The sequence below is a fragment of the Amycolatopsis sp. WAC 01376 genome (assembly GCF_003947415.1).
GTDB lineage: Bacteria > Actinomycetota > Actinomycetes > Mycobacteriales > Pseudonocardiaceae > Amycolatopsis.
On record NZ_QHKL01000002.1, the window covers coordinates 374,842 to 395,491 of the forward strand.

Annotated in this window: 18 protein-coding genes; 12 read left to right on the forward strand and 6 right to left on the reverse strand. The window is 68.5% G+C overall.

From position 1 onward, the window contains the following. Nucleotides 1–178: 178 nt before the first annotated feature. Complete coding sequence (locus DMH03_RS11070) at nucleotides 179–469, reverse strand: 4a-hydroxytetrahydrobiopterin dehydratase (RefSeq protein ID WP_125791925.1); 291 nt, start codon at nucleotides 467–469, stop codon at nucleotides 179–181. A gap of 75 nt (nucleotides 470–544) precedes the next feature. On the opposite strand from DMH03_RS11070, the gene DMH03_RS11075 reads away from it, so the two are divergent. Genes DMH03_RS11075 through DMH03_RS11085 form a run of 3 tightly spaced genes read left to right on the forward strand, consistent with a single transcriptional unit; the run spans nucleotide 545 to nucleotide 4,235 of the window. Then, the gene (locus tag DMH03_RS11075) at nucleotides 545–1,597 is read left to right on the forward strand and encodes a thiamine ABC transporter substrate binding subunit (RefSeq protein ID WP_125791926.1); all 1,053 of its coding nucleotides are present in this window, start codon (nucleotides 545–547) and stop codon (nucleotides 1,595–1,597) included. Nucleotides 1,598–1,641: 44 nt separating this feature from the next. Further along, nucleotides 1,642–3,219: an iron ABC transporter permease gene (locus DMH03_RS11080; protein WP_125792878.1), complete on the forward strand. Its 1,578-nt coding sequence runs from the start codon at nucleotides 1,642–1,644 to the stop codon at nucleotides 3,217–3,219. Beyond that, nucleotides 3,219–4,235 carry an ABC transporter ATP-binding protein gene (locus tag DMH03_RS11085; protein ID WP_125791927.1) on the forward strand — a complete coding sequence of 339 codons (1,017 nt, stop codon included), beginning with the start codon at nucleotides 3,219–3,221 and terminating at the stop codon, nucleotides 4,233–4,235. The genes DMH03_RS11080 and DMH03_RS11085 overlap by 1 nt, the downstream gene beginning before the upstream one ends. 110 nt (nucleotides 4,236–4,345) lie before the next feature. On the opposite strand, the gene DMH03_RS11090 is transcribed toward DMH03_RS11085, so the two are convergent. Genes DMH03_RS11090 through DMH03_RS11100 form a run of 3 tightly spaced genes read right to left on the reverse strand, consistent with a single transcriptional unit; the run spans nucleotide 4,346 to nucleotide 7,295 of the window. Continuing rightward, nucleotides 4,346–5,215, reverse strand: a complete 870-nt coding sequence (locus DMH03_RS11090) for an ABC transporter permease subunit (protein ID WP_125791928.1) — start codon at nucleotides 5,213–5,215, stop codon at nucleotides 4,346–4,348. Continuing rightward, nucleotides 5,212–6,207, reverse strand: coding sequence for an ABC transporter ATP-binding protein (locus DMH03_RS11095; RefSeq protein WP_125791929.1), 996 nt, complete (start codon nucleotides 6,205–6,207; stop codon nucleotides 5,212–5,214). The genes DMH03_RS11090 and DMH03_RS11095 overlap by 4 nt, the downstream gene beginning before the upstream one ends. After that, a complete protein-coding gene (locus tag DMH03_RS11100) occupies nucleotides 6,204–7,295 on the reverse strand; it encodes an outer membrane lipoprotein carrier protein LolA (RefSeq protein WP_125791930.1) in 1,092 nt (363 codons plus the stop codon). Before DMH03_RS11100 ends, DMH03_RS11095 begins: the two co-directional genes overlap by 4 nt. A 144-nt stretch (nucleotides 7,296–7,439) precedes the next feature. Between DMH03_RS11100 and DMH03_RS11105 the strand changes: the two genes are divergently transcribed. The 3 genes from DMH03_RS11105 to DMH03_RS11115 are packed head-to-tail and all read left to right on the forward strand — an operon-like array spanning nucleotide 7,440 to nucleotide 9,893. Continuing rightward, on the forward strand, nucleotides 7,440–8,168 hold the full coding sequence (locus DMH03_RS11105; RefSeq protein WP_125791931.1) for a response regulator transcription factor: 729 nt from the start codon (nucleotides 7,440–7,442) through the stop codon (nucleotides 8,166–8,168). Then, nucleotides 8,165–9,493, forward strand: coding sequence for an ATP-binding protein (locus tag DMH03_RS11110; protein ID WP_125791932.1), 1,329 nt, complete (start codon nucleotides 8,165–8,167; stop codon nucleotides 9,491–9,493). The genes DMH03_RS11105 and DMH03_RS11110 overlap by 4 nt, the downstream gene beginning before the upstream one ends. A gap of 10 nt (nucleotides 9,494–9,503) precedes the next feature. Beyond that, nucleotides 9,504–9,893: a (deoxy)nucleoside triphosphate pyrophosphohydrolase gene (locus DMH03_RS11115; protein ID WP_125791933.1), complete on the forward strand. Its 390-nt coding sequence runs from the start codon at nucleotides 9,504–9,506 to the stop codon at nucleotides 9,891–9,893. A gap of 100 nt (nucleotides 9,894–9,993) precedes the next feature. On the opposite strand, the gene trpS is transcribed toward DMH03_RS11115, so the two are convergent. Then, on the reverse strand, nucleotides 9,994–10,959 hold the full coding sequence (trpS, locus tag DMH03_RS11120; RefSeq protein ID WP_125791934.1) for a tryptophan--tRNA ligase: 966 nt from the start codon (nucleotides 10,957–10,959) through the stop codon (nucleotides 9,994–9,996). Nucleotides 10,960–11,271: 312 nt separating this feature from the next. On the opposite strand from trpS, the gene DMH03_RS11125 reads away from it, so the two are divergent. Then, nucleotides 11,272–11,571 (forward strand): YciI family protein, encoded by a 300-nt coding sequence (locus DMH03_RS11125; RefSeq protein ID WP_125791935.1) that lies wholly within the window; start codon nucleotides 11,272–11,274, stop codon nucleotides 11,569–11,571. 10 nt (nucleotides 11,572–11,581) lie between these two features. Here DMH03_RS11125 and DMH03_RS42295 read toward each other — a convergent pair whose 3' ends face one another. Continuing rightward, nucleotides 11,582–11,740, reverse strand: coding sequence for a hypothetical protein (locus tag DMH03_RS42295; RefSeq protein ID WP_007028942.1), 159 nt, complete (start codon nucleotides 11,738–11,740; stop codon nucleotides 11,582–11,584). Between the two features lie 233 nt (nucleotides 11,741–11,973). Between DMH03_RS42295 and typA the strand changes: the two genes are divergently transcribed. The 5 genes from typA to DMH03_RS11150 all read left to right on the forward strand — a co-directional run bounded on the left by typA (nucleotide 11,974) and on the right by DMH03_RS11150 (nucleotide 20,527). Next, nucleotides 11,974–13,896 (forward strand): translational GTPase TypA, encoded by a 1,923-nt coding sequence (typA, locus tag DMH03_RS11130; protein ID WP_125791936.1) that lies wholly within the window; start codon nucleotides 11,974–11,976, stop codon nucleotides 13,894–13,896. Between the two features lie 704 nt (nucleotides 13,897–14,600). Continuing rightward, nucleotides 14,601–16,310 carry an ABC transporter family substrate-binding protein gene (locus DMH03_RS11135; RefSeq protein WP_199748892.1) on the forward strand — a complete coding sequence of 570 codons (1,710 nt, stop codon included), beginning with the start codon at nucleotides 14,601–14,603 and terminating at the stop codon, nucleotides 16,308–16,310. 287 nt (nucleotides 16,311–16,597) lie between these two features. Beyond that, complete coding sequence (locus DMH03_RS11140) at nucleotides 16,598–18,403, forward strand: ABC transporter family substrate-binding protein (protein ID WP_125791938.1); 1,806 nt, start codon at nucleotides 16,598–16,600, stop codon at nucleotides 18,401–18,403. Between the two features lie 182 nt (nucleotides 18,404–18,585). Continuing rightward, nucleotides 18,586–19,602 carry an ABC transporter permease gene (locus DMH03_RS11145; protein WP_125792879.1) on the forward strand — a complete coding sequence of 339 codons (1,017 nt, stop codon included), beginning with the start codon at nucleotides 18,586–18,588 and terminating at the stop codon, nucleotides 19,600–19,602. Further along, on the forward strand, nucleotides 19,595–20,527 hold the full coding sequence (locus DMH03_RS11150) for an ABC transporter permease (protein ID WP_125791939.1): 933 nt from the start codon (nucleotides 19,595–19,597) through the stop codon (nucleotides 20,525–20,527). The genes DMH03_RS11145 and DMH03_RS11150 overlap by 8 nt, the downstream gene beginning before the upstream one ends. Nucleotides 20,528–20,650: the final 123 nt, after the last annotated feature.

The following is a 20,650-nucleotide window of genomic DNA, read 5'->3' on the forward strand; positions in this document are numbered from 1 at the left end:
TCGTGCTGGTGATGCCGATCGCGCGCCGTGTACCAGAGCACTCCGGCAGCGGCAGCCACCATCGCGCCGAATGCGGAGAACCCCACCACGATCGCCTGTGTCATCACTCGTCCTTTTCTCGTCGGTCGTACTTGCTGGACGTCCGAGAAGCGGGTTCGTGGCGCGATCGTCGCGGACGTCACATGCCGCCGAGTACCTCGTCGATCTGCGACGCAAGCGTGAAGTCCTTCTCCGTCAGTCCTCCGGCGGAGTGTGTGCTGAGCCGGAACGTCACCGTCCGCCAGCGGATGTCGATGTCGGGATGGTGGTCGGCCGCCTCCGCCAGTTCGGCCACCTTGTCCACGGCTTCGATGGCTTTCGGGAAGCTCGGGAGCTTCGCCGTCCGCTCGATCGTGACGCCGTCACGGGTCCAGCCGGAGAGCTTGGTCACGGCTTCGCCTGCTTGCTGGTCGTTCAAGATTTCCGCCATGACTCCATGGTGGTACGCCGTCGGCTACGCTGCACTTTTGCCACGGGTCCCCCCTTGAAAATCGCAGGAGGCTAGATGAAACGCGCCCTCCGCACGGTCGTTGCGGCTGGCACGGTGGCCGCCCTCGTCGCGGGCTGCTCGCTCTCCGGGAACACGGGGAACGACCCGCAGGCGCCGGCGACGGTCACGCTCGTGACACACGACTCGTGGCTCGCCCCGCAGGAGGTCCTCGACGCGTTCGAGCGGCAGTCCGGGATCAAGATCTCCGTGCTCAAGCAGGGTGACGCGGGTGCGCTGACCAACAAACTGGTGCTGACCAAGGCGAACCCGATCGGCGACGTCGCGTACGGCATCGACTCGACGTTCGCCTCCCGCGCGCTCACCGAGGGCGTTTTCGAGCAGTACACCAGCCCGGAGGCCGATCGCGGCCCGCAGCGTTACTCCGTCGACCCGGGGCACCGCCTTTCCGCGGTCGACCTCGGCGACGTCTGCGTCAACATCGACACCCGGTATTTCGTGGACAAGGGGATCCCGGAGCCGAAGTCGTTCGCGGATCTGGCCGACGCCAAGTACAAGGATCTGATGGTCGCCGAGAGTCCCGCGACGTCGTCGCCGGGGCTGGCGTTCCTGCTCGGCACCGTCGCCCAGTTCGGCGAGCAGGGCTGGCAGGCGTACTGGACGCAGCTGAAGGCCAACGGGCTCAAGACGGTCAGCGGCTGGGAAGAGGCATACACCAAGGAATTCTCGGGTTCCTCCGGCAAGGGCCCGCGGCCGATCGTCGTCTCCTACGCCTCGTCGCCCGCCGCCGAGATCGGCGATGACGGCAAGCCGCGGACGAAGGCGCTGCTGGACACCTGCTACCGCCAGGTCGAGTACGCGGGTGTGCTGGCGGGCGGCAAACAGGTCGAGAAGGCCCGCAAGGTCGTGGACTTCCTGCTGTCCCAGCAGTTCCAGGTGACCGTGGCGGGCAACATGTACGTGTACCCGGCCCGTCAGGGCGTCGAGCTCCCGCAGGGCTGGGCGCAGGCCGCGCCGCTGCCGCAGCAGCCGAAGACGCTCGAACCGGCCAAGATCCAGGCCGGGCGCGAGCAGTGGATCGCGCAGTGGCGCACGCTACTCGAAGGCTGAGTGCCGGGCTGACGTTTCGTGGCGCCGGGCTGGCCGCACTCGCCGTGCTGCCGCTCGGTTTCCTCGTGGTGTTCTTCGCCTGGCCGGTCGCGGCGATCGTCGGCCGGGGCTTCGGTTCCGGCGGGGTCGGCACGGCCATCGGCGACCCGCTGACCTGGAAGCTCGCGGGGTTCACCGTGGCGAGCGCGGGGGTTTCGACGATCGTCGCGGTGCTCGCCGGTCTGCCGGTGGCGTTCCTGCTCGCGCGGGTGCGGCTGCCGGGGGTGTCGCTGGTGCGGACGCTCGTGCTGGTGCCGTTCGTGCTGCCGACCGTCGTGGTCGGCCTGGCGTTCCGCGCGCTCTGGCCCGACGGCGGGCTGCTGCCGCTGGTGCTGGCCAACGCCTTCTTCAACGTCGCCGTCGTCGCGCGCACGGTTTCCGGGCTGTGGAGTCACCTCGACCCGCGCACCGTGGACGCGGCGCGGGCACTCGGCGCGTCGCCGTGGCGTGCCTTCCGCTCGGTGACGCTGCCCGCGCTCGCGCCTGCCATCGCGTCGGCGGCGGCGGTGGTGTTCCTGTTCTGTGCCACCAGCTTCGGGGTCGTGCTCATTCTCGGCGGGGCGAAGTACCGCACCCTGGAGACCGAGATCTACCTGCGCACGGTCGAGCTGCTCGACCTCTCCGGCGCGGCGGCGCTGTCGCCGATGCAGTTCGCCGCCGTCGTCGCGGCGCTCGTCGTCGGCGCGCTGGCGAGGCGGCGCCGGGAGAACGCGGCGCGGCTGCGTTCGCGGAGCGAGACCGCGCGGCGGCCCAGGGGCGGCGAGTGGTGGGCGGTCTCCGCGGGCCTCGCGGTGATCGCGCTCCTGATGACGCCGATCGTGGCGCTGCTCGTCGAATCCGTGTCCACTTCGGACGGTTTCAGCCTCGCCGGGTACGAAGCGCTCGCCGGACAGGGCTCGCGGGGTGCGCTTCAGGTTTCGGGCTGGGACGCGGCGTCGATGTCGCTGCGGACGGCGTTCGACGCGACGACGCTCGCGATGATCGTCGGCGTGCTGGCCTCGGTCGTGCTGGTGGCGTTGCGGCGCACGCCGGGCAGGCTGGCGCGGGGTATGGGCGAGACGATGGACGCCGCGCTGATGCTGCCGCTGGGCGTGTCCGCGGTGACCGTCGGTTTCGGGTACCTCGTCACGCTCGACGCGTTGCCGGGCGATCTGCGGACGTCGCCGCTGCTGGTGCCGCTCGCACAGGCCTTGGTGATCATCCCGCTGATCGTGCGGATGGTGCTGCCGGTGCTGCGCTCGGTCGACGTCCGGCTGCGACAGGCCGCGTCCACGCTCGGCGCCAGTCCCGGCCGGGTGTGGCGGGAGATCGATCTCCCGCTGACCGCGCGTTCGCTGGTCGCGGCGGCCGGTTTCGGTTACGTGGTCGCGCTCGGCGAGTTCGGCGCGACGAGCTTCCTTGCCAGGCCGGACGCGCCGACGCTGCCGGTCGCCGTCGCGACGCTGATCTCGCGGCCGGGGGAGCTGAACAACCAGATGGCCTACGCGGCCTGCGCGCTGCTCATGATCGTGACCGTGGTGGCGGTGGTGCTGATCGACCGGTTCGGCGCGGTCCGCGGGCAGAATTCGGTAGGGGAGTTCTAGTGTCGCTGTCGGTACGGGATCTGACCGTCCACTATGGATCGTTCGCCGCGGTGAAGGACGCCCGGCAGGACATCGCCGACGGCGAGGTGCTGGCGCTGCTCGGCCCGTCCGGTTCGGGGAAATCGACCCTGTTGCGCGCGATCACCGGGCTGGAACCGCTGACGTCGGGGACCGTGCGGTGGGACGGCGAGGACCTCGCCGGTGTCCCGGTGCACCGGCGCGAGTTCGGGCTGGTGTTCCAGGACGGGCAGCTGTTCCCGCACAAGGACGTCGCCGCGAACATCGCGTTCGGCCTGCGGATGCACGACGTCCCGCGCGCGGAGCACGCGGAACGCGTCTGTGCGCTGCTCGATCTGGTCGGGCTCCGCGGTTACGAACGACGGAGGGTCACCGAGCTTTCCGGCGGGCAGGCGCAACGGGTGGCCTTGGCCCGCGCGCTGGCGCCGGAGCCGCGGTTGCTGCTGCTGGACGAACCACTGTCCGGGTTGGACGCCGGACTGCGGGAACAGCTGGCGATCGACCTCGCGGCCCTGCTGCGGCGCAGCAAGATCACCGCGCTGCTGGTCACGCACGACCAGGAAGAGGCGTTCACGCTCGCCGACCGCGTCGCCGTGCTCGACGACGGCGAGATCCGGCAGGAAGGCGCGGTGCGCCGCGTCTGGCGGCAGCCGGTGGACGAGGATGTGGCGCGGTTCCTCGGCGTGACCACGTTCGTCGACGGCGAGGCGACGGGCGGGACGGTCCGGACGCTGCTCGGGGACGTCACGCTGCCCGATGTCGAGGACGGCGCGGTGCGGCTGGGCCTGCGGCCGCACGGGCTGCGGGTCTCCCCGGACGGCGTCGAGGGCGAGGTCACCGCCGTGGTGCACCGGCGGGAGCACGTACGGCTCGTGGTCGCGCCCGGTGGCGATCTGTCCACTGTGGACGCCGTCGCGCCGGTCACGGCCGACCTGCGCCCCGGCGACCGTGTCCGGCTCCTCCTGGACCCGGACGGCGTCGCCCAACTTCGCAATTAGTCCTCTGAATGCGATGCTTCGCCCACGCAAGTAACGCGTTTCGTCCTCTGAATGCGGTAGTTGGGTACCCGAACTACCGCATTCAGAGGACTAAATGCGAGGGGGCGAGGTCAGCCGTCCCGCGTGGTCAGGCGCGCGTAGGCGATCGAGAGCCCGATGGCGATGTAGCAGGCGGCGCGCAGCGCGCCTTCGCCGAGCATCGCGGTGTCCACCGGGTCCATCAGCACCGAAGCCGGTGCCTGTGCCCAGTTCTCGTTGAGCAGGAACGGATGCAGCCACGAGACCGCGTCCAGGAACCCGAGGATGGTGAACACGATCGTCCCGGCCAGCACCGAGGCGACGACCAGCATCGGATGTTCGGTGAACGCCGAGATCGCGAGCGCGACCGCGCCGACAGCCCACAGTTGCAGGATCACCCATGCGGCCACGAGCAGGATGCGGCCCAGCGCGTCCCACACGCTCAGTGTCGAGCCGGTGAGGGTGAACATCGAGTCGGCGCCACTGAGGATCAGTCCGGTGACGAAACCGGTGAACGTCATGGCCAGTACGGCGATCGTCGAAACCGTCGCGACGCCGAACGCCTTGATCGCGAGCAGCCTGCCCCGGCCGACCGGCGCGATCAGCCAGCCGCGCAGCGTCCCGTGGGCCGCCGCGGCGGCGATCGCGTCCGCCCCGGCCATCGCCGAAGCGAGGGGGAGCAGCAGCCCCAGCGTCATGGTCAGTGCCGCGACCGGCAGGATGAAACCGTTGTTGACCGCGGAGGCCAGCAGCGCGCCGTCCTGCCCGCCGCTCGTTTCCGAAGCGTCGACGAGGGTCAGCGCGAGCCCGATGATCACCGGGATCAACGCGAGCAGGCCCAGCACGGCCAGCGTGCGCGGGCGCCGGAAGATCCAGCGGAGTTCGGCACGGTACAGCCGGAGCAGGCCGACGCTGTCGTGGCCGGTCCGCGCCACGGGTGCCGCGGCAAGAGCGTTGGTCACGATTCCCCCTCACCGTCTACAGTGGACTCCGGCTGGGTCAGCCTGGCGAACAGGTCCTCGAGCCCGGTGCGCGCCCTCGCCGCCTCGTGCACGGCCACCCCGGCCGTCACCAGGTGTCGCAGCACGTCGGGAGCTTCGGTCGCGGTGAGATCGACACGGACGCCGTCCGGTGTGAGCCGGGCGCCGATCCTGTTCTCGCGCAACGTTTCCACCGCGAGTTCGGCGTCGGGCGTCCGCACCAGCAGCGCCGCGTTCCCCGACTCCAGCAGTTCCGCGAGCTCGCCCTGGGCGATCACGTTCCCCGACTGGAGCACCGCGACGTGCGTGCAGGTCGCTTCGACCTCGGCCAGCAGATGCGACGACACCAGCACGGTGACGCCGTCGGCGTGCAGTTCGCCGATGATCCGGCGGATCTCCCTGGTGCCCGCCGGGTCGAGGCCGTTGGTCGGCTCGTCGAGGACGACCATCCGCCTCGGCACGAGCAGCGCGCTCGCCAGCCCCATCCGCTGCTTCATCCCCAGCGAATACCCCTTGTAGCGCCGGGTCGCGGCGTCGGTCAGCCCGACGCGCTCAAGCGCCGCGTCGACCGCGCCGGGGATCCCGGCCGAAGCCAGCCTCGGTTCCGCCGCGGCCACGCGCAGCAGGTTCTCCCGGCCGGAAAGAAAAGGGTGGAAGCCCGGACCTTCGACCAGCGCGCCGACGTCGGGCAGCGCGTGCGCCGCCTCGTCGGGCATCCGCTTGCCGAACAGTTCGACCTCGCCCTCGGTGGGCCGCACGAGACCGAGCAGCATCCGGATGGTCGTCGTCTTGCCAGATCCGTTGGGGCCGAGCATCCCCAGCACGGCGCCTTCGGGAACGTCGAGATCGACGTGGTCCACGGCCACCGTGCGGCCGTAGACCTTGCGCAGGCCCCTGGTGCGGGCCGCCATGGGTACCGCCGGAGCGGACGCCTCCTGAGAGGCGTCCGTCCCGGCTTCGAACGTGGTGGTCACTTCGCGGCCAAGGCCTCGAAGAGGACCTGCTCCGGCACCGCGCCGACGGCGTAGCGGCCGTCCTCGGTCAGCACGCCGCTGCCGACCTTGGTGGTCAGCAGCCAGCCGCTGCCCCAGGCACCGCTGACCGGCTTGGCGAACCGCGAAAGCAGCGCCTTCGGGTCGACCTGACGGCCTTGCTCGTCCTTCGCGTCGCCGGCCTTCGCCAGCGCGTCGGCCGGGATCTTGCCGGTGATCGCGGTGTCCCAGCCGTCGCCGACGACCTTGACCTCGGACTTCGCCTGCTCGGCGAGCTCACGGTTCTTCGGGTCGACCTCGGCCGCCTTCTCGGTCACCTTCGCACCCTTCGGCGGGGTGAACTCGAAGTTCGACGCGGGCTGGTTCGCGAAGTTGATCTCGCTGAACGAAGCCTCGAACGCGGGCGAGGAGGTGCCGTTGGCCAGCACCGTCAGGCGCAGCGGCATCCGGGTCTGCTCGTCGATCGCGACGCGGATCTCACGCAGGAGCGTCCGCTCGGTCGGCTTCGGGGTCAGCACCAGCTCGTACGCCGAACGGTTCGCCACGGACGACGTCCCGTCGACGGCGATCGTGCTGCTCTCGCGCACCTTGCCGAGCAGTTCCGAGGCGACCGTCGCCGGGTCGACGGCCTTGCCGTCGACCTTGTTCTGGTGCTCCTTGGACAGGTCGGCCGGGATGGTGATCTTGGTGGCGGAGTTGTCCTTGGAGTTGTACTCCCAGACGGCCTCACCGTTCTTGACGATGGTCTGCTGGCTCGAGCCCTCGGTGAGCGACACCTTGCTCTTGCCCGCGCCGTCCGTCGACACCTGCGCCGAGTCGATGCTGAGCGCCGACGCGCCGGGCAGCGTGCTGCCGACCTGCGGCAGGCCGAGGTCGTTGTTGACCTTGACCTTCCCGTCGAACGCCAACGGCTTCGCGTTCAGCGTCGACTGCACCAGCTCTTCGGCACTGATCTGCGGCAAGACGGGCGCGTCGCCCGCGGTGGCCGGCATCGCGACGACGGCGAGCCCGCCGACGCCGAGCGCCGTGCCCACCACCGCCGCGGTGATGGCCTTCCTCTTCGGATCCATGCTGTCTCTCCCTGTTTCCCCGAACCCCAGTGTGCTCGGGTCTTGGCGACAACGCTTCCCCGGAAACGCTGAGATACCACTCAGACTCCGCCGCCGGAGCTGAGATGGCGCTGAGAGCTCGCGCGTGAGCTGGTGAAAGCGTGAATGATGAGGGACGTGAAACCTCGAGTACTGGTGGTCGACGACGAGCCCGGCGTGCGCAAGGCGTTGCAGCGGGGACTGCGCGCCGAGGACATGGACGTGGTCACCGCGGCCGACGGGCCCAGCGGCCTGCGCCTGGCGCAGACGGGCTCCTTCGACGTCGTCCTGCTCGACATCATGCTCCCCGGTCTTTCCGGCTACCGCGTGCTCGAACGGCTGCGGGGGCTCGGCGTCACCACCCCGGTGCTGATGATCTCCGCGAAGGACGGCGAGGTCGACCAGGCGGACGGCCTCGACCTCGGCGCCGACGGCTACCTCGTGAAGCCGTTCTCCTTCGTCGTCCTGGTCGCGCAGGTGCGCGCGGTGCTGCGGCGGGCGACGCCGGACGCGATCCGCGGGCCGCTGCGGATCGGCGCCCTCGAAGTCGACCGGAGCCTGCGGCAGGTCCGCTACGACGGCATCGAAGTGGCGTTCAGCCCGCGCGAGTTCGCGCTGCTGGAGGTGCTGGCGGGCCGGGCGGGGACGGTGGTCACGAAGGACGAGCTGCTGCGCGCCGTCTGGGGTGACGAACAGGCCGCGACCCGCAACGTCGTCGAGGTCTACGTCGGTTACGTGCGCCGCAAACTCGACGCGGTCGGCGCGGGCGCGCTGGTCCGGACCGTGCGCGGGCACGGCTACCTGGCTTCGGACGCGCAGCTCGACGAAGTGATCGCCCCGGCGGGACAGGGGTGATCGGCTCGCCGTCTTGGTGGCGCCGCCGTTCGCTCCAGGTCCGGATCACCCTCCTCGCGGCCGCCGTCACGCTCGGCTTCCTGCTCGGGCTTGCCGCGGTCGCCGGGGACAACCTCCAACCGCTGCTCATCGGCTCGGTCGACGAGGAACTGAGCACCCAGCTGAACACCGCGAAGGCCGACGTCGCCGCGGGGCGGACGCCATCGGGATCGGCGGTCACCGTCCGGGTCCTCGACACCGGGGGCGGGCCGGTGGACGGCCTGCCGCCCGCGAACCTCGGCCCCTCGGAGGTCCGCGCGCTGAAGGCGGGCGAACCGGTCACGACCGGCGGCGAGCACAGCTGGCGCTGGGCGGGCACCGTGGTCACCGCGCCCGACGGACAGCAACGGCTCGTCGTCGCGGGCGCGGGTCTGGTCGGCTTCGCGACCGAGCTGCACTCCGGCGGGCTGTGGCTGTTCGTGGTCGCGTCCGTCGGCGCGGTGGGCGCCGGGATCGCGACGTGGCTGCTGGTGCGGTTCGCGCTGCGGCCGGTGGCCAGGATGCGCGGCTCGGTGCGGGCACTCCCGCCGGGCGCGCGGCTGCCGCTCCCGGATTCGCACGACGAACTCCGCGCGCTCGCCGAGGAGTTCAACGCCCTGCTGGCCAGGCAGGAGGAGGGCGCCGAACGGTTGCGGCGGTTCACCGGCGACGCCGCGCACGAGCTCCGTTCGCCGGTCGCGTCGATCCGCGTGCAGGCCGAGGTCGCCGTCACCAATCCCGATCCCGAACTCGCCCAGGAGACACTCTCCGACGTCCTCGAAGAGGCCGAACGGCTTTCCGCGCTGCTCGACGGGCTGCTGGCGCTGGCGAGGTCGGACGCGGGGGAGGTCCCGCCCGCGGAACCGGTCGAGCTGGTGAGCGAGGTGCGCGCGGCGGTCGCGCGGATGCCCGCCGACGCGCCCGAAATCCGGGTGAGCGGCACGGTCGGGAGCGCTTGGGCGCTGGCGACGCACGCCGAGGTCGAACTGGTGCTGAGCAACCTGCTTCGCAACGCCTGCCGCTACGCGCGCGGGCAGATCGTGGTGTCGGTGCTCGCGGCGCGGTCCACCGTGCGGGTGGTGGTCGACGACGACGGGCCGGGTATCGAGCCGGAACATCGGGAGCGGGTCTTCGACCGGTTCTACCGCGTCTCCGATTCGCGGGCGCGGTCCTCCGGCGGCACCGGGCTCGGGCTGGCGATGGTCGCGGAGGCCATCCGGCGGCGTGGGGGCCGGGTGCGCGTCGGCGAATCACCCGACGGCGGGGCGCGGTTCCAGATCGTCTGGCAGGCGGCACGGCCTCATTAGGGTGTGCAGTGTGGTGATCGTGGGTGCCGCCATCGTGCGGAACGGACAGGTGCTGGCGCAGCAGCGGGCTTGGCCCGCCGACCACGCCGGGCAATGGGAACTGCCGGGCGGACGGGTCGAGGACGGCGAAAGCGACGAAGCCGCCTTGGCGCGGGAATGCCTGGAGGAGCTCGACGTCGCCGTGACGGTCGCGGGCCGGGTCGGCGACGACGTTCCGCTCCCGAACGGGAAGCTGCTGCGGATCTACGCCGCTTCGCTGGTCTCGGCGGAGGACGAGCCGCGGGCGGTGGAGCACAAAGACGTCCGGTGGGTGTCCTCGGCGGAGCTTTCCGGTCTCGACTGGCTGCCAGCCGACCGGATCCTGTTGCCCGCCCTGGCCGCCCTGCTTCGGGGGTGCTGACCGTGTGTGTCATGAAAGGGTCGTTCAGGACGAAATATGTCCTGAACGACCCTTTCATGACATTTGGGGAGCGGCCATCGCAGCGCCGCGACACGGACCTTCAGCCGGCGCCGATGAGCCGCAGCGCGGACTGCAACCGGTGCTCACCCCGTTCCGCGGCCCGGACGGCGCCCGCCTTGCGCACCCGCTCCAGTTCGCCGGGGTCGGCCAGCAGCGCCAGCGCGCGTTCCCGGACCGGCCGCAGCTCCTCGATGAGCGCCTCGGCGACGGCCTCCTTGACTTGGCCGTAGGAGTCGAACCGGTCCGCGAGGACCTCGGGTTTCTCCTTGACGCACGCCGCGAGGATGTCCAGCAGGTTCGCCATCCCCGGCCGGGTTTCCGGCGCGTAGGCCGGTTTCGACCCGCCATCGGTCTTCGCGCGTTTGACCTTCCGCCTGACGTGGTCGGCCTCGTCGAGCACGAAGATCACCCCGGCCTCCTCCCGCGTCGACTTCGACATCTTCCGCGTCGGCTCGGCGAGGTCCATGACCCGCGCCCCGGCGGGCGGCAGCACCGCCTTCGGCATGGTGAACACGTCGCCGTAGGTGGAGTTGAACCGCTTCGCCAGTGTTCGCGCCAGCTCGACGTGCTGCCGCTGGTCTTCGCCGACCGGGACCTCGTCCGCGCCCTGCAGCAGGATGTCCGCCGCCATCAGCACCGGATACGTCAGCAGGGACAGCCGGACCCCGGCCTGTCCCTTCGACTTCTCCTTGAACTGGATCATCCTGGCGGCCTCGCCGTAGTTGCAGGTGCATTCGAGGACCCAGTTGAGGGCGCCCAGCTCGCGGGCTATGTCGGACTGGACGAACACGCGGTCCGGCTCGATCCCGGCCGCGATCAGCACGGCCAGCTGCTCGGAGGCCATCGAACGTAGTTTCGCCGGATTGTGCGAGTTAGTCATCGCGTGCAGGTCGGAGACGAAGTCCCGGTCGTCCGGCCCGCCCTCGTCCGCCCAGCGCCGAATGGCCCCCAGGTGGTTCCCGACGTGGACGTGGCCGGACGGGGTGATCCCGGACAACCTGATCATCTGCCTTCTTCCTCTCGGATTCGGGCCGCCCCAGGGTCCGGGCACGAAAAAGGCCGCCCGGTGGGGCGGCCTGGTGGTGCGCTCGTCTGGTTCAGCGCAGGACTTCGGGGCCGCCGGAGGGCGGCCACCACTGGGCGTTCTGCGTGCGCATGCCGACGATCCTACCCACTCCGCGCAAGCGGTCGTCCAAAGGACTACATGCGGAGTGAAAAGAAGGGAAGAGTCACTCATTACGGGTACGTAGCGTCAACACTTCATATCGGCCGGCGCAGTACGCCCGTCACATTGGGGATCCGGGTCTACCGTCTTCTCATGTTCGTCGTGTTGCTGACCTACACCGCCCCTATCGAAGAAATCGACTACGTGCTCCCGGATCACGCCGAGTGGCTGACCAAACAGTACGAGCACGGCAATTTCCTCGCCTCCGGCAGGCGCAACCCGCGCATCGGCGGCGTCATCATCACCAGGCCCATGGCCAGGGGAAAGCTGGACGCGCTCCTCGCGACCGACCCCTTCTCGATCAAGCACATGGCCGCCTACGAGGTGATCGAGTTCTCGCCGACCCGCACCGCTCCGGAACTGCGGGCGATCAACGAGGCGGTGGTGCACTGAGGACGATCCGCTAAGCCGCTTTCGCGATCTTCGTCTTCGCCTTTTTCAAGGCGAGGACGGGGCATTTGCCGCACCGCGACTTCGACCTGCAGCATTTCTTCTTGACCTTGCCGGACTTCATCCACTTGCGCACGAGTTTGTGCGGATCGTCGGGTAGCTTCTTGCCCACTCGCACTCCTCGTCGGACGGCGTCGGCGACACGCCCACGTTAGGTGAGGCTAACCGATCTTGGGGCGTGGGGGTGCTCACAGTTCGGCTACAGGTACCCTGGTGTGGTCCGCGTATGGCCAAAGCCGGCCGACGTTACCCGATCGCGTCAATGAGCAACTCGATCGAGCCACTCGTGAGCACTCGGGGCGGCGCGGGCACCACACCCGAACTTGAAACCTTTGGAGCCTTCGCGTGCCCGCAGCCAGCGCCACCGCAGTCGATGCCGGCCGCTCGTCCGGCAAGACCCGGCCCGACCTGCGCAACGTCGCCATCGTCGCACACGTCGACCACGGCAAGACGACCCTCGTCGACGCGATGCTCCGGCAGTCCGGGGCCTTCGAGGAACGCGCCGAACTCGTCGATCGCGTGATGGACTCCGGGGAGCTCGAACGCGAAAAGGGCATCACGATCCTCGCGAAGAACACCTCCATCCACCGCGAGACCGAGAACGGCCCGGTGACGATCAACGTCATCGACACCCCCGGCCACGCGGACTTCGGTGGCGAGGTCGAACGCGGGCTCGCCATGGTCGACGGCGTCGTCCTGCTGGTGGACGCCAGCGAGGGGCCGCTGCCGCAGACCCGGTTCGTGCTGCGCAAGACCCTCGAGGCCGGTCTGCCGGTGATCCTGGTGGTCAACAAGACCGACCGCCCCGACGCCCGGATCTCCGAGGTCGTCGAGGAGACCCACGACCTCCTGCTCGACCTGGCCGGTGACATCGAGGACGCCGACCTCGACGCGATCCTCGACCTCCCGGTCGTCTTCGCCTCCGCCCGTGCGGGCAAGGCGAGCCTCGAGCAGCCCGCCGACGGCGCGGTGCCCGGGAGCGAGAACCTCGACCCGCTGTTCGAGACCCTGATGCGCCACGTGCCGCCGCCCTTCGCCGACCGCGAAGGCCCGCTGCGCGCACTGGTCACCAACCTCGACGCTTCGAACTTCCTCGGCCGGATCGCGCTGATCCGCATCCACTCCGGCAACCTGCGCAAGGGCCAGACCGTGGCCTGGATGCGCGAGGACGGCACCATCCAGAACGTCCGCATCTCCGAACTGCTGGTCACCGAGGCGCTCACCCGTGTCCCGGCGACCGAGGCCAGCGCGGGCGAACTGGTCGCCATCGCCGGCATCCCCGAGATCACCATCGGCGACACCCTGGCCGACGTCGAGAACCCCGAGGCGCTGCCCCGGATCGCCGTCGACGAGCCCGCCATCTCGATGACCATCGGTGTCAACACCTCGCCGCTGGCAGGCCGCAGTGGCGGCGACAAGGTCACCGCGCGCCTGGTCAAGGCCCGGCTGGACCAGGAGCTGATCGGTAACGTCAGCATCAAGGTGCTGCCGACCGAGCGCCCCGACACCTGGGAGGTCCAGGGCCGTGGCGAGCTGGCGCTGGCGATCCTCGTCGAGCAGATGCGCCGCGAGGGCTTCGAGCTGACCGTCGGCAAGCCGCAGGTGGTCACCAAGATGATCGACGGCAAGCTGCACGAGCCGTTCGAGCGCCTGTCGATCGACTCCCCGGAGGAGCACCTCGGCGGCATCACGCAGCTGCTGGCCGCCCGCAAGGGGCGCATGGAGCACATGGGCGGACACGGCTCCGGCCGCATCAAGCTCGACTACGTCCTCCCGGCACGAGGCCTGATCGGCTTCCGCACCGACTTCCTCACCGAGACCCGCGGCACCGGTATCGCGAACCACGTGTTCGAGGGGTACTTCCCGTGGGCGGGCGAGATCCGCACCCGTCACTCCGGTTCGCTGGTCGCCGACCGCTCGGGCCCCATCACCGCGTACGCGATGATCCAGCTCGCCGACCGCGGCACCTTCTTCGTGGAGCCGGGCGCCGAGGTGTACGAGGGCATGGTCGTCGGCGAGAACCCGCGCGCCGAGGACCTCGACATCAACATCACCAAGGAGAAGAAGCTGACCAACATGCGTCAGTCCTCCGCCGACGTGATGGAGACGCTGGCCCGCCCGCGCAAGATGGGCCTGGAAGAGGCGCTGGAGTTCTGCTCCGTCGACGAGTGCGTCGAGGTCGCCCCCGACGTCGTCCGGATCCGCAAGGTCACGCTGGACGTCAACCAGCGCGCCAAGGAGCGCAACCGCAACAAGAACCGCGGCTGACCAGAGGCCAAGGACTCGTATCCGGCAGGGGCGAGCCGCATCGGACGCGGTCAAGGGAGCCTTCGGCCCACGCATGTCCTTTGTGGACAGCCGCTGCCGAGTTCTGCCGCCTTGGGTTCCACGTCTGCGCCGGAGGGCGTCTGCTCACTCACCGTGAGTAGGCGCCCTCCGGCTTTTTCGGCTCCGAACGCGGTCACGCACCGTATTCGGTCGGGCGTTCCCGGTTAAAGAAAGGTCCTTTCCCGACAATTTCGCCGGAAAGCCGAGCTCCTTTTCGGACGGTGTTCACATCACCGGAACGGGCCGGTGCACCGGTGCCGTGAACCCGGCCGAGAACGCGGATCCGGACCGGCGCGAAACAAAAGAACCCGAATGCGTCCGGATAGGACTCGAGTTCGCGATCGTTTCGGTCATCAATCGTCCGGTGGTGAACATTCCGGCGAGGCGTTCCGGAATGTTCCGGGTTTGCGGAACCCATTGCCGGAGGAACGCGATCCGGCGCCGTCGAAATGCTTCGGCCCGGACAGGAACCTTCGGGGCCTCCCGGACGTCCACCGGAGGAGGCGGCGGCCGGTCGGGCGACGGCCGGGCCGATATGGGAATCTCGCTGCCGAGGCCATGCCCGGCGTGATAGCTCTATGGCGACGGGGCGAGGGACAAACCAGGAGGATCCAGGCGTGCGGGTAGTGAACACAGCGGCACCCATGCTGGCGTGCGCGGCCGTGCTCCTCGCCGCCTGCAGCAACACCCCACCGCCGCCGGTGGTCAGCTCCTCGGCCTCCCCGGTGAGCACCTCGACCACGAAGACGCCTTCGCAGGTCGTCGTGGGTGTGGACGACGTCCTCGGCGGCTACAACCCGCACAACCTCGCCGACGCGTCCCAGGTGACGTCGGCGCTCTCGCAACTGCTGCTCCCGTCGGTGTTCCGCCCCAAGGACGACGGCAGTTTCGAGCTGGACAAGAACCTCATGAAGTCCGCCGAGGTCGTGTCGCAGCAGCCGTTCACGGTCGCGTACACGATCCGCCCGGACGCCTCCTGGTCCGACAGCGCGCCGATCGCCGCCGAGGACTTCGCGTACCTCCGCGAGGCCATGCGCGACCAGCCGGGCGTCATCGGTGCCGCGGGCTACCGGCTGATCTCGGACATCCAGTCGCGTGAAGGCGGCAAGCGGGTCGAGGTCAGCTTCGCCAAGCCGTACCCGGGCTGGCAGACGCTCTTCAACAACCTCCTGCCCGCCCATCTGCTCAAGGACGCCCCGAACGGGTGGCAGGGCGCGCTGGCGACGACGTTCCCCGCCGTCGCCGGGCCGTACTCGATCAAGGGCCTCGACACCGCGCGCGGAGAGGTCACTCTGGAGCGCAACGAGCGCTATTGGGAGAAACCCTCCGCACTCGACCGGATCGTGCTCCGTGCGGCCGATCAGGACGGCACACTGGCCGCCCTGCGCAGCGGCAACGACCAGTTCGCGATGACCAGGACCGACGGCACCGGCCTCAAACGCCTCGGCGAACTCGGCTCCGCCGTCCAGCTGCACACGGTCGCCCGCCCCACGGTCGCGCAGATCCTCCTGCGGCCGGTGAGTTCGACGCTGTCGGATCCGAAGGTGCGCGAAGGCGTCACCGCGCTGATCGACCGCGGCAAGCTGATCACCGAGGCGACCGACGGCGGCCCGTCGGACAAGCTCCGCGCCGACGCCCAGGTCCGCGTCCCCTCGGCCCCCGGCTTCCAGCCGACGATCCCGGCACCGGGACCGCCGTCGGCGGCCGATCCGGCCAAGGGCGAGGAACTGCTCAAATCCGCCGGATACACCAAGGAAGCCGGAACCTGGCGCAAGAACGGGAAGAACCTTTCGCTGGTCGTCGCCTCGCCCGCCAAACAAGAGCCGTACGCGACGATCGCCAAGGAGCTGACGGCGCAACTGGTGGCCGCGGGGATCGAGGTCAACGCGATCGCGCCGCAGCCGAGGGAGCTGTTCTCGACGCTGCTGGCCATGCCGGTGCTCAACGGGATCCAGCAGACGACGCCGGAAGGCGCGGGCAACGTCGGCATCGACATCGCGGTGATCGGCCAGGTCAAGGGGGGTGCGGACGTCGCTTCGGCGCTGGCGTCCACCTTCGGCTGCCGTCCCGATCAGCTCACCGACAAGACCAAGGCCGTCGTCCCCGGCAACCCGCTGGGCTTCTGCGACCCGGCCCTGCAGCCGTCGATCGACGCCGCGCTGACCGGCGCCACCCCGGTCGCCGACGCGCTTTCGGCCCTCGAACCGGAATTGTGGCGTCGGAATGTTGCCATTCCGTTGTTCCAGCTGGCCGATACCCTCGCCATCGGCTCCGGTATTTCCGGGGTAACCGCAGGTCCTCCTATGGTGGGCCCTTTCGGGTCCGCGGTGAACTGGACGAGGGGTCCGAAGTAGCCGTTTCGAGTCCGAGTCCGACCCTGGAGGGTGACCTTTCCCGGCACGTTCGAGTGGCGGACTGATTCCTCAAGGTAACCACTGTATTTCTCGAAGTCAGCCGCAAGTTACCCTTTGGTCACGATCCCCCCGTAACTGGTGACTGTTCGTGCATTTCCTTTCTAGCGTGCACCCGCAGTGCGCCAAATGAGTGTTGCTTGGCGTGTCATAGGCTCCGGGCCATCTCACCGGAGCGGTGTGGGGTCCTGTTCCGATCTCAGGAACCCAGTGCTAGGAGGGCACACTTCATGAGGAAGTCCAAGGCAGTCTCCGCCTGGTCGCTGGTCGCGGCCTCCGCGCTTGTGCTGAGCGCATGCAGCGGTGGCGACAGCGGCAGTTCCGACCAGAACGGGTCGTCGACCGACATCAAGAGCATGGCGGTCGGCAAGGCGCAGAACGGCGAAAACTTCAAGCTCGCGGACACCCCGGGGTACGAAGGCACCGTCACGGTGGGCATCGACGACGGGTACTCGGGCTACAACAACGACACGCCTGACACCAACACGTCGTACAACACCTACATCCTGACCTCCGTGCTCGCCGGTGCCGATGTGCTCGACGGCAACAACAAGGTGCTGCTGAACAACGACGTGTTCGACTCCTGGGAGGTCACTTCCAAGGAGCCGCAGACCGTCGTCTACAAGATCAAGCCGAACGTGAAGTGGTCGGACAACGAGGCGTTCGACTGCGACGACATGTACCTGGCGTGGCTGGCGCACTCCGGTGCCGCCAAGACCTCGGACGGCAAGCAGGCCTTCCTCGCCGCTTCGACGACCGGCTACCAGCTGATCAACTCGGCGGTCTGCAAGGACGACCTGACCTTCGAGACCAAGTACACCGAGCCGTACCTGGACTACAAGGGCCTGTTCAACTCGACCGCGATCATGCCCGCGCACATCGTCGAGAAGAACTCGGGCGTCGCCGACATCACCAAGCTGACGCCGACCAGCGACGCGGCCCAGCTGGCGAAGGCCGGTGACTTCTGGACCAACGGCTTCAAGGGCTTCAAGGCCGAGAACATGCCGGCTTCGGGTCCGTACAAGATCACCGCGTTCGACGCCAACCAGAAGGCCGTCACGCTCGAGAAGAACCCGAACTGGATCGGTGGCAAGGGTGGCCCCTCCAAGATCGTCGTGAAGGCGATGGAGGACACCAAGGCCATGGCGACCGCGCTGCAGAACGGTGAGATCGACATCGCCGCTTCGACCCAGCCCGACGCCACCGCCGCCGGCACCCTGAAGGGTCTTTCGGCCCAGGGCGTCACCTACGGTTCGGCCTCGCAGCTGACCTTCGAGCACATCGACCTCAACTACAAGCGCATGTTCAAGGACAAGAACCTGCGCAAGGCGTTCTTCGAGGTCGTCAACCGCCAGGAGATCACCGACAAGCTCCTCAAGGAGGTCCAGGCCGACGCGACCCCGCTGAACAGCATCGTGTTCATGCCGGGCGAGCAGGGCTTCAAGGACCTGTACAGCAGCAAGGCCGGTCTCGGCGCCGAGGCCGCGGCCAAGACGCTGTCCGACGCCGGCTGGGTCAAGGGTGGCGACGGTATCTTCGCCAAGGACGGCCAGCGCGCGTCGTTCAAGATCTCGCACAACCAGAACGCCCGCCGTCAGCAGACCGTCGAGATCATCATCTCGCAGGCCAAGGCCGCCGGTATCGAGATCACGGACGACCAGGACGCGAACTTCCTGAAGGGTGGCCGTCTCGCGGCCAGCGACTACGACGCCGCGCTCTTCGGCTGGTCCGCCGCTCCGTTCAAGGCCGAGCAGAAGTCGATCTACATCACCCGTGTCGACGACAGCAGCCAGAACTACCAGGGCCTGTCGAACCCGACGATCGACTCCTCCTTCGAGGCGGCCGTGAAGGCCACCGACGAGAAGGTGCAGCTGGAGAGCTACCAGAAGGCCGACCAGGCGATCGCGGACGAGTACGCGACGCTGCCGCTGTTCCAGACCCCGTCCATGTGGGCGTTCAAGGGCATCGACCGCACTTACATGCAGTCGTACAACGGTGTCCTGTGGAACGCCGGTGAGTGGGAGCAGAAGAAGTAGGGCTTGCGCCCCGCTTTTTCACCACTCGCTTACGCGATCCTGGTGGTGCGGGGGCCCGGCCACAAGCCGGGCCCCCGTACCCGCCGGAAGTAGCTGTTGACCGTAGGGTTACCGCCACTACGGTGGACAACCGGGCAGCGGTCCAGCACTTCGGCGACCAGGCCCGGATGAGGAGCAGTTCGTTGAACCTGGTGATCTACATTCTTCGCCGTCTGGCGATATCGATTCCCGTCCTGTTGGTCGGGACTTTCCTGTGTTTCATCATGGTCGCCGGCACCGGCGACCCGCTCGCCGAGATGAAGAGCAACCCGGCCATGAGCAAGGAAGCCATCGCCCAGATGGCCTCGCAGCTCGGGCTGGACCAGAGCATCGTGCCCCGGTACTTCACTTGGCTCGGCAACTTCGTCACCGGCGAATGGGGCGTTTCCATCGCCCAGGGCAACGCGCAGGCCCCGGTGTTCCCGAAGGTCATGGCCGCGTTCGAGGTCACCCTGAAGCTCGTCGTCGGAGCCGAGATCCTCGCGCTCGTCCTCGGCGTCCTCGTCGGTGTGGTCGCGGCGGTCAAGCAGTACTCGATCCTCGACTACATCGCCACCACGCTGGCCTTCCTGCTGTTCTCGATGCCGATCTTCTGTGTCGCCATCGTGCTGAAGGGCTACGCGATCCAGTTCAACGGCTGGGTCCGGGATCTGGGACTGTCCGATGTGCTCGGTAACCCGTGGATCCGCACCACGAGCCCGGAATCGCTCAATTTCGACGGTCCAGGCGGTTTCCTTGCCAGTTACGTCGGCGCGTATCTGCTGCCGACACTGTCCATCATGGCGATCAGCTTCGCCGCGTACAGCCGGTTCCAGCGCGCTTCGATGCTGGAGACGCTGAACGCGGACTACGTGCGGACGGCACGCGCGAAGGGGCTCGCCAACGGCCGGGTCATCTTCCGCCACGCCTTCCGGAACGCGCTGATCCCGGTGACCACCCTGTTCTCCGTCAACTTCGGTGCCGTGCTCTCGGGCGCGATCATCACCGAGACGGTGTTCAACTGGAATGGCATGGGCAAGCTGCTCGTCGAAGCCGTGACCAAGAGCGATACCCAGGTGATGATGGGGTGGCTGGTGCTCATCGCCAGCAGCATCATCGTCGCCAACCTGATCGCCGACCTGATGTACGGCATCCTGGACCCGAGGATTCGCGTTGGCTGACTTGAACTCCCTTATCGCGGCGGAAGACTCCAAGTCCGCCGATGGCAAGCTTCCGGACGAGGCACTGCCCGAGCCCCGGAGCCAGGGCAAGCTGGTCCTGCGCAAGTTCCTCCGGCACAAGCTGGCGATGATCTGCACGGGCATCCTGCTGCTGCTCGTGCTGACCGTCATCATCATGCCGATCTTCTGGCCGTACAGCTACGAGGACAGCTCCTTCCCGTCCTTCGCCAAGCCCAGCGGGGACTACCCGCTCGGCACGACGCAGGTCGGCAAGGAAATGGTGTCGCAGATCCTGCGCGGCACCCAGTACTCGCTGCTGATCGCGCTCATCGTGTCGATCGTCGCCACCACCATCGGCACCGTCTTCGGTGCCATGGCCGGCTACCTGCGCGGCTTCACCGACTCGGCCATCTCGCGCGTGACGGACCTGTTCCTGATCGTCCCGCAGATCGCCGCGGCCGCCATCCTGGCGAAGGTGTTCGGCGGTGGCAGCTGGTACATCGTCGCGATGGTGCTGGCGGCCTTCGGCTGGATGCCGATCGCCCGTATCGCCAGGGCCGAGTCGATGTCGCTGTCCCAGCGCGAGTTCGTGGACGCCGCCCGCGCGTCCGGCGCCGGGACGTTCCACATCGTGTTCAAGCACCTGGTGCCGAACATGGTCGGCCTCATCACGGTCAACGCGACCCTCGCGATCGCGCAGGCCGTGCTGATCGAGGCGGCGCTGTCCTTCATCGGGCTGGGGGTGCAGCTGCCGGACACCTCGCTCGGCCGCGTCATCCTCGAGAACTACTCGCAGCTGCAGAACCGGCCGGCGCTGTTCTTCGGCCCGTTCGTCGTGCTGGTGCTGATCTCGCTGACGATCAACTTCATCGGTGACGGCCTGCGGGACGCTTTCGACCCGCGCCAGCGCCGCATGAAGGCGTAAGGCCCTCTTTAGCGCGTGAAGGCCCCCTTCCCTCGGCTCAGCCGAGGGAAGGGGGCCTTCACGCGCTTCTCAAGTGTCAGGAAAGGGTCGTTCAAGACGAAAAATGTCTTGAACGACCCTTTC

What these genes read in the sequence shown, in the direction of transcription:
- DMH03_RS11070 (WP_125791925.1), bottom strand. Translation starts at nt 469, where the DNA reads ATGGCGGAAATCTTGAACGACCAGCAAGCAGGCGAAGCCGTGACCAAG.
- trpS (WP_125791934.1), bottom strand. Translation starts at nt 10,959, where the DNA reads ATGATCAGGTTGTCCGGGATCACCCCGTCCGGCCACGTCCACGTCGGG.
- DMH03_RS11135 (WP_199748892.1), top strand. Translation starts at nt 14,601, where the DNA reads ATGCTGGCGTGCGCGGCCGTGCTCCTCGCCGCCTGCAGCAACACCCCA.
- DMH03_RS11105 (WP_125791931.1), top strand. Translation starts at nt 7,440, where the DNA reads ATGATGAGGGACGTGAAACCTCGAGTACTGGTGGTCGACGACGAGCCC.
- DMH03_RS11125 (WP_125791935.1), top strand. Translation starts at nt 11,272, where the DNA reads ATGTTCGTCGTGTTGCTGACCTACACCGCCCCTATCGAAGAAATCGAC.
- DMH03_RS11075 (WP_125791926.1), top strand. Translation starts at nt 545, where the DNA reads ATGAAACGCGCCCTCCGCACGGTCGTTGCGGCTGGCACGGTGGCCGCC.
- DMH03_RS11140 (WP_125791938.1), top strand. Translation starts at nt 16,598, where the DNA reads ATGAGGAAGTCCAAGGCAGTCTCCGCCTGGTCGCTGGTCGCGGCCTCC.
- DMH03_RS11100 (WP_125791930.1), bottom strand. Translation starts at nt 7,295, where the DNA reads ATGGATCCGAAGAGGAAGGCCATCACCGCGGCGGTGGTGGGCACGGCG.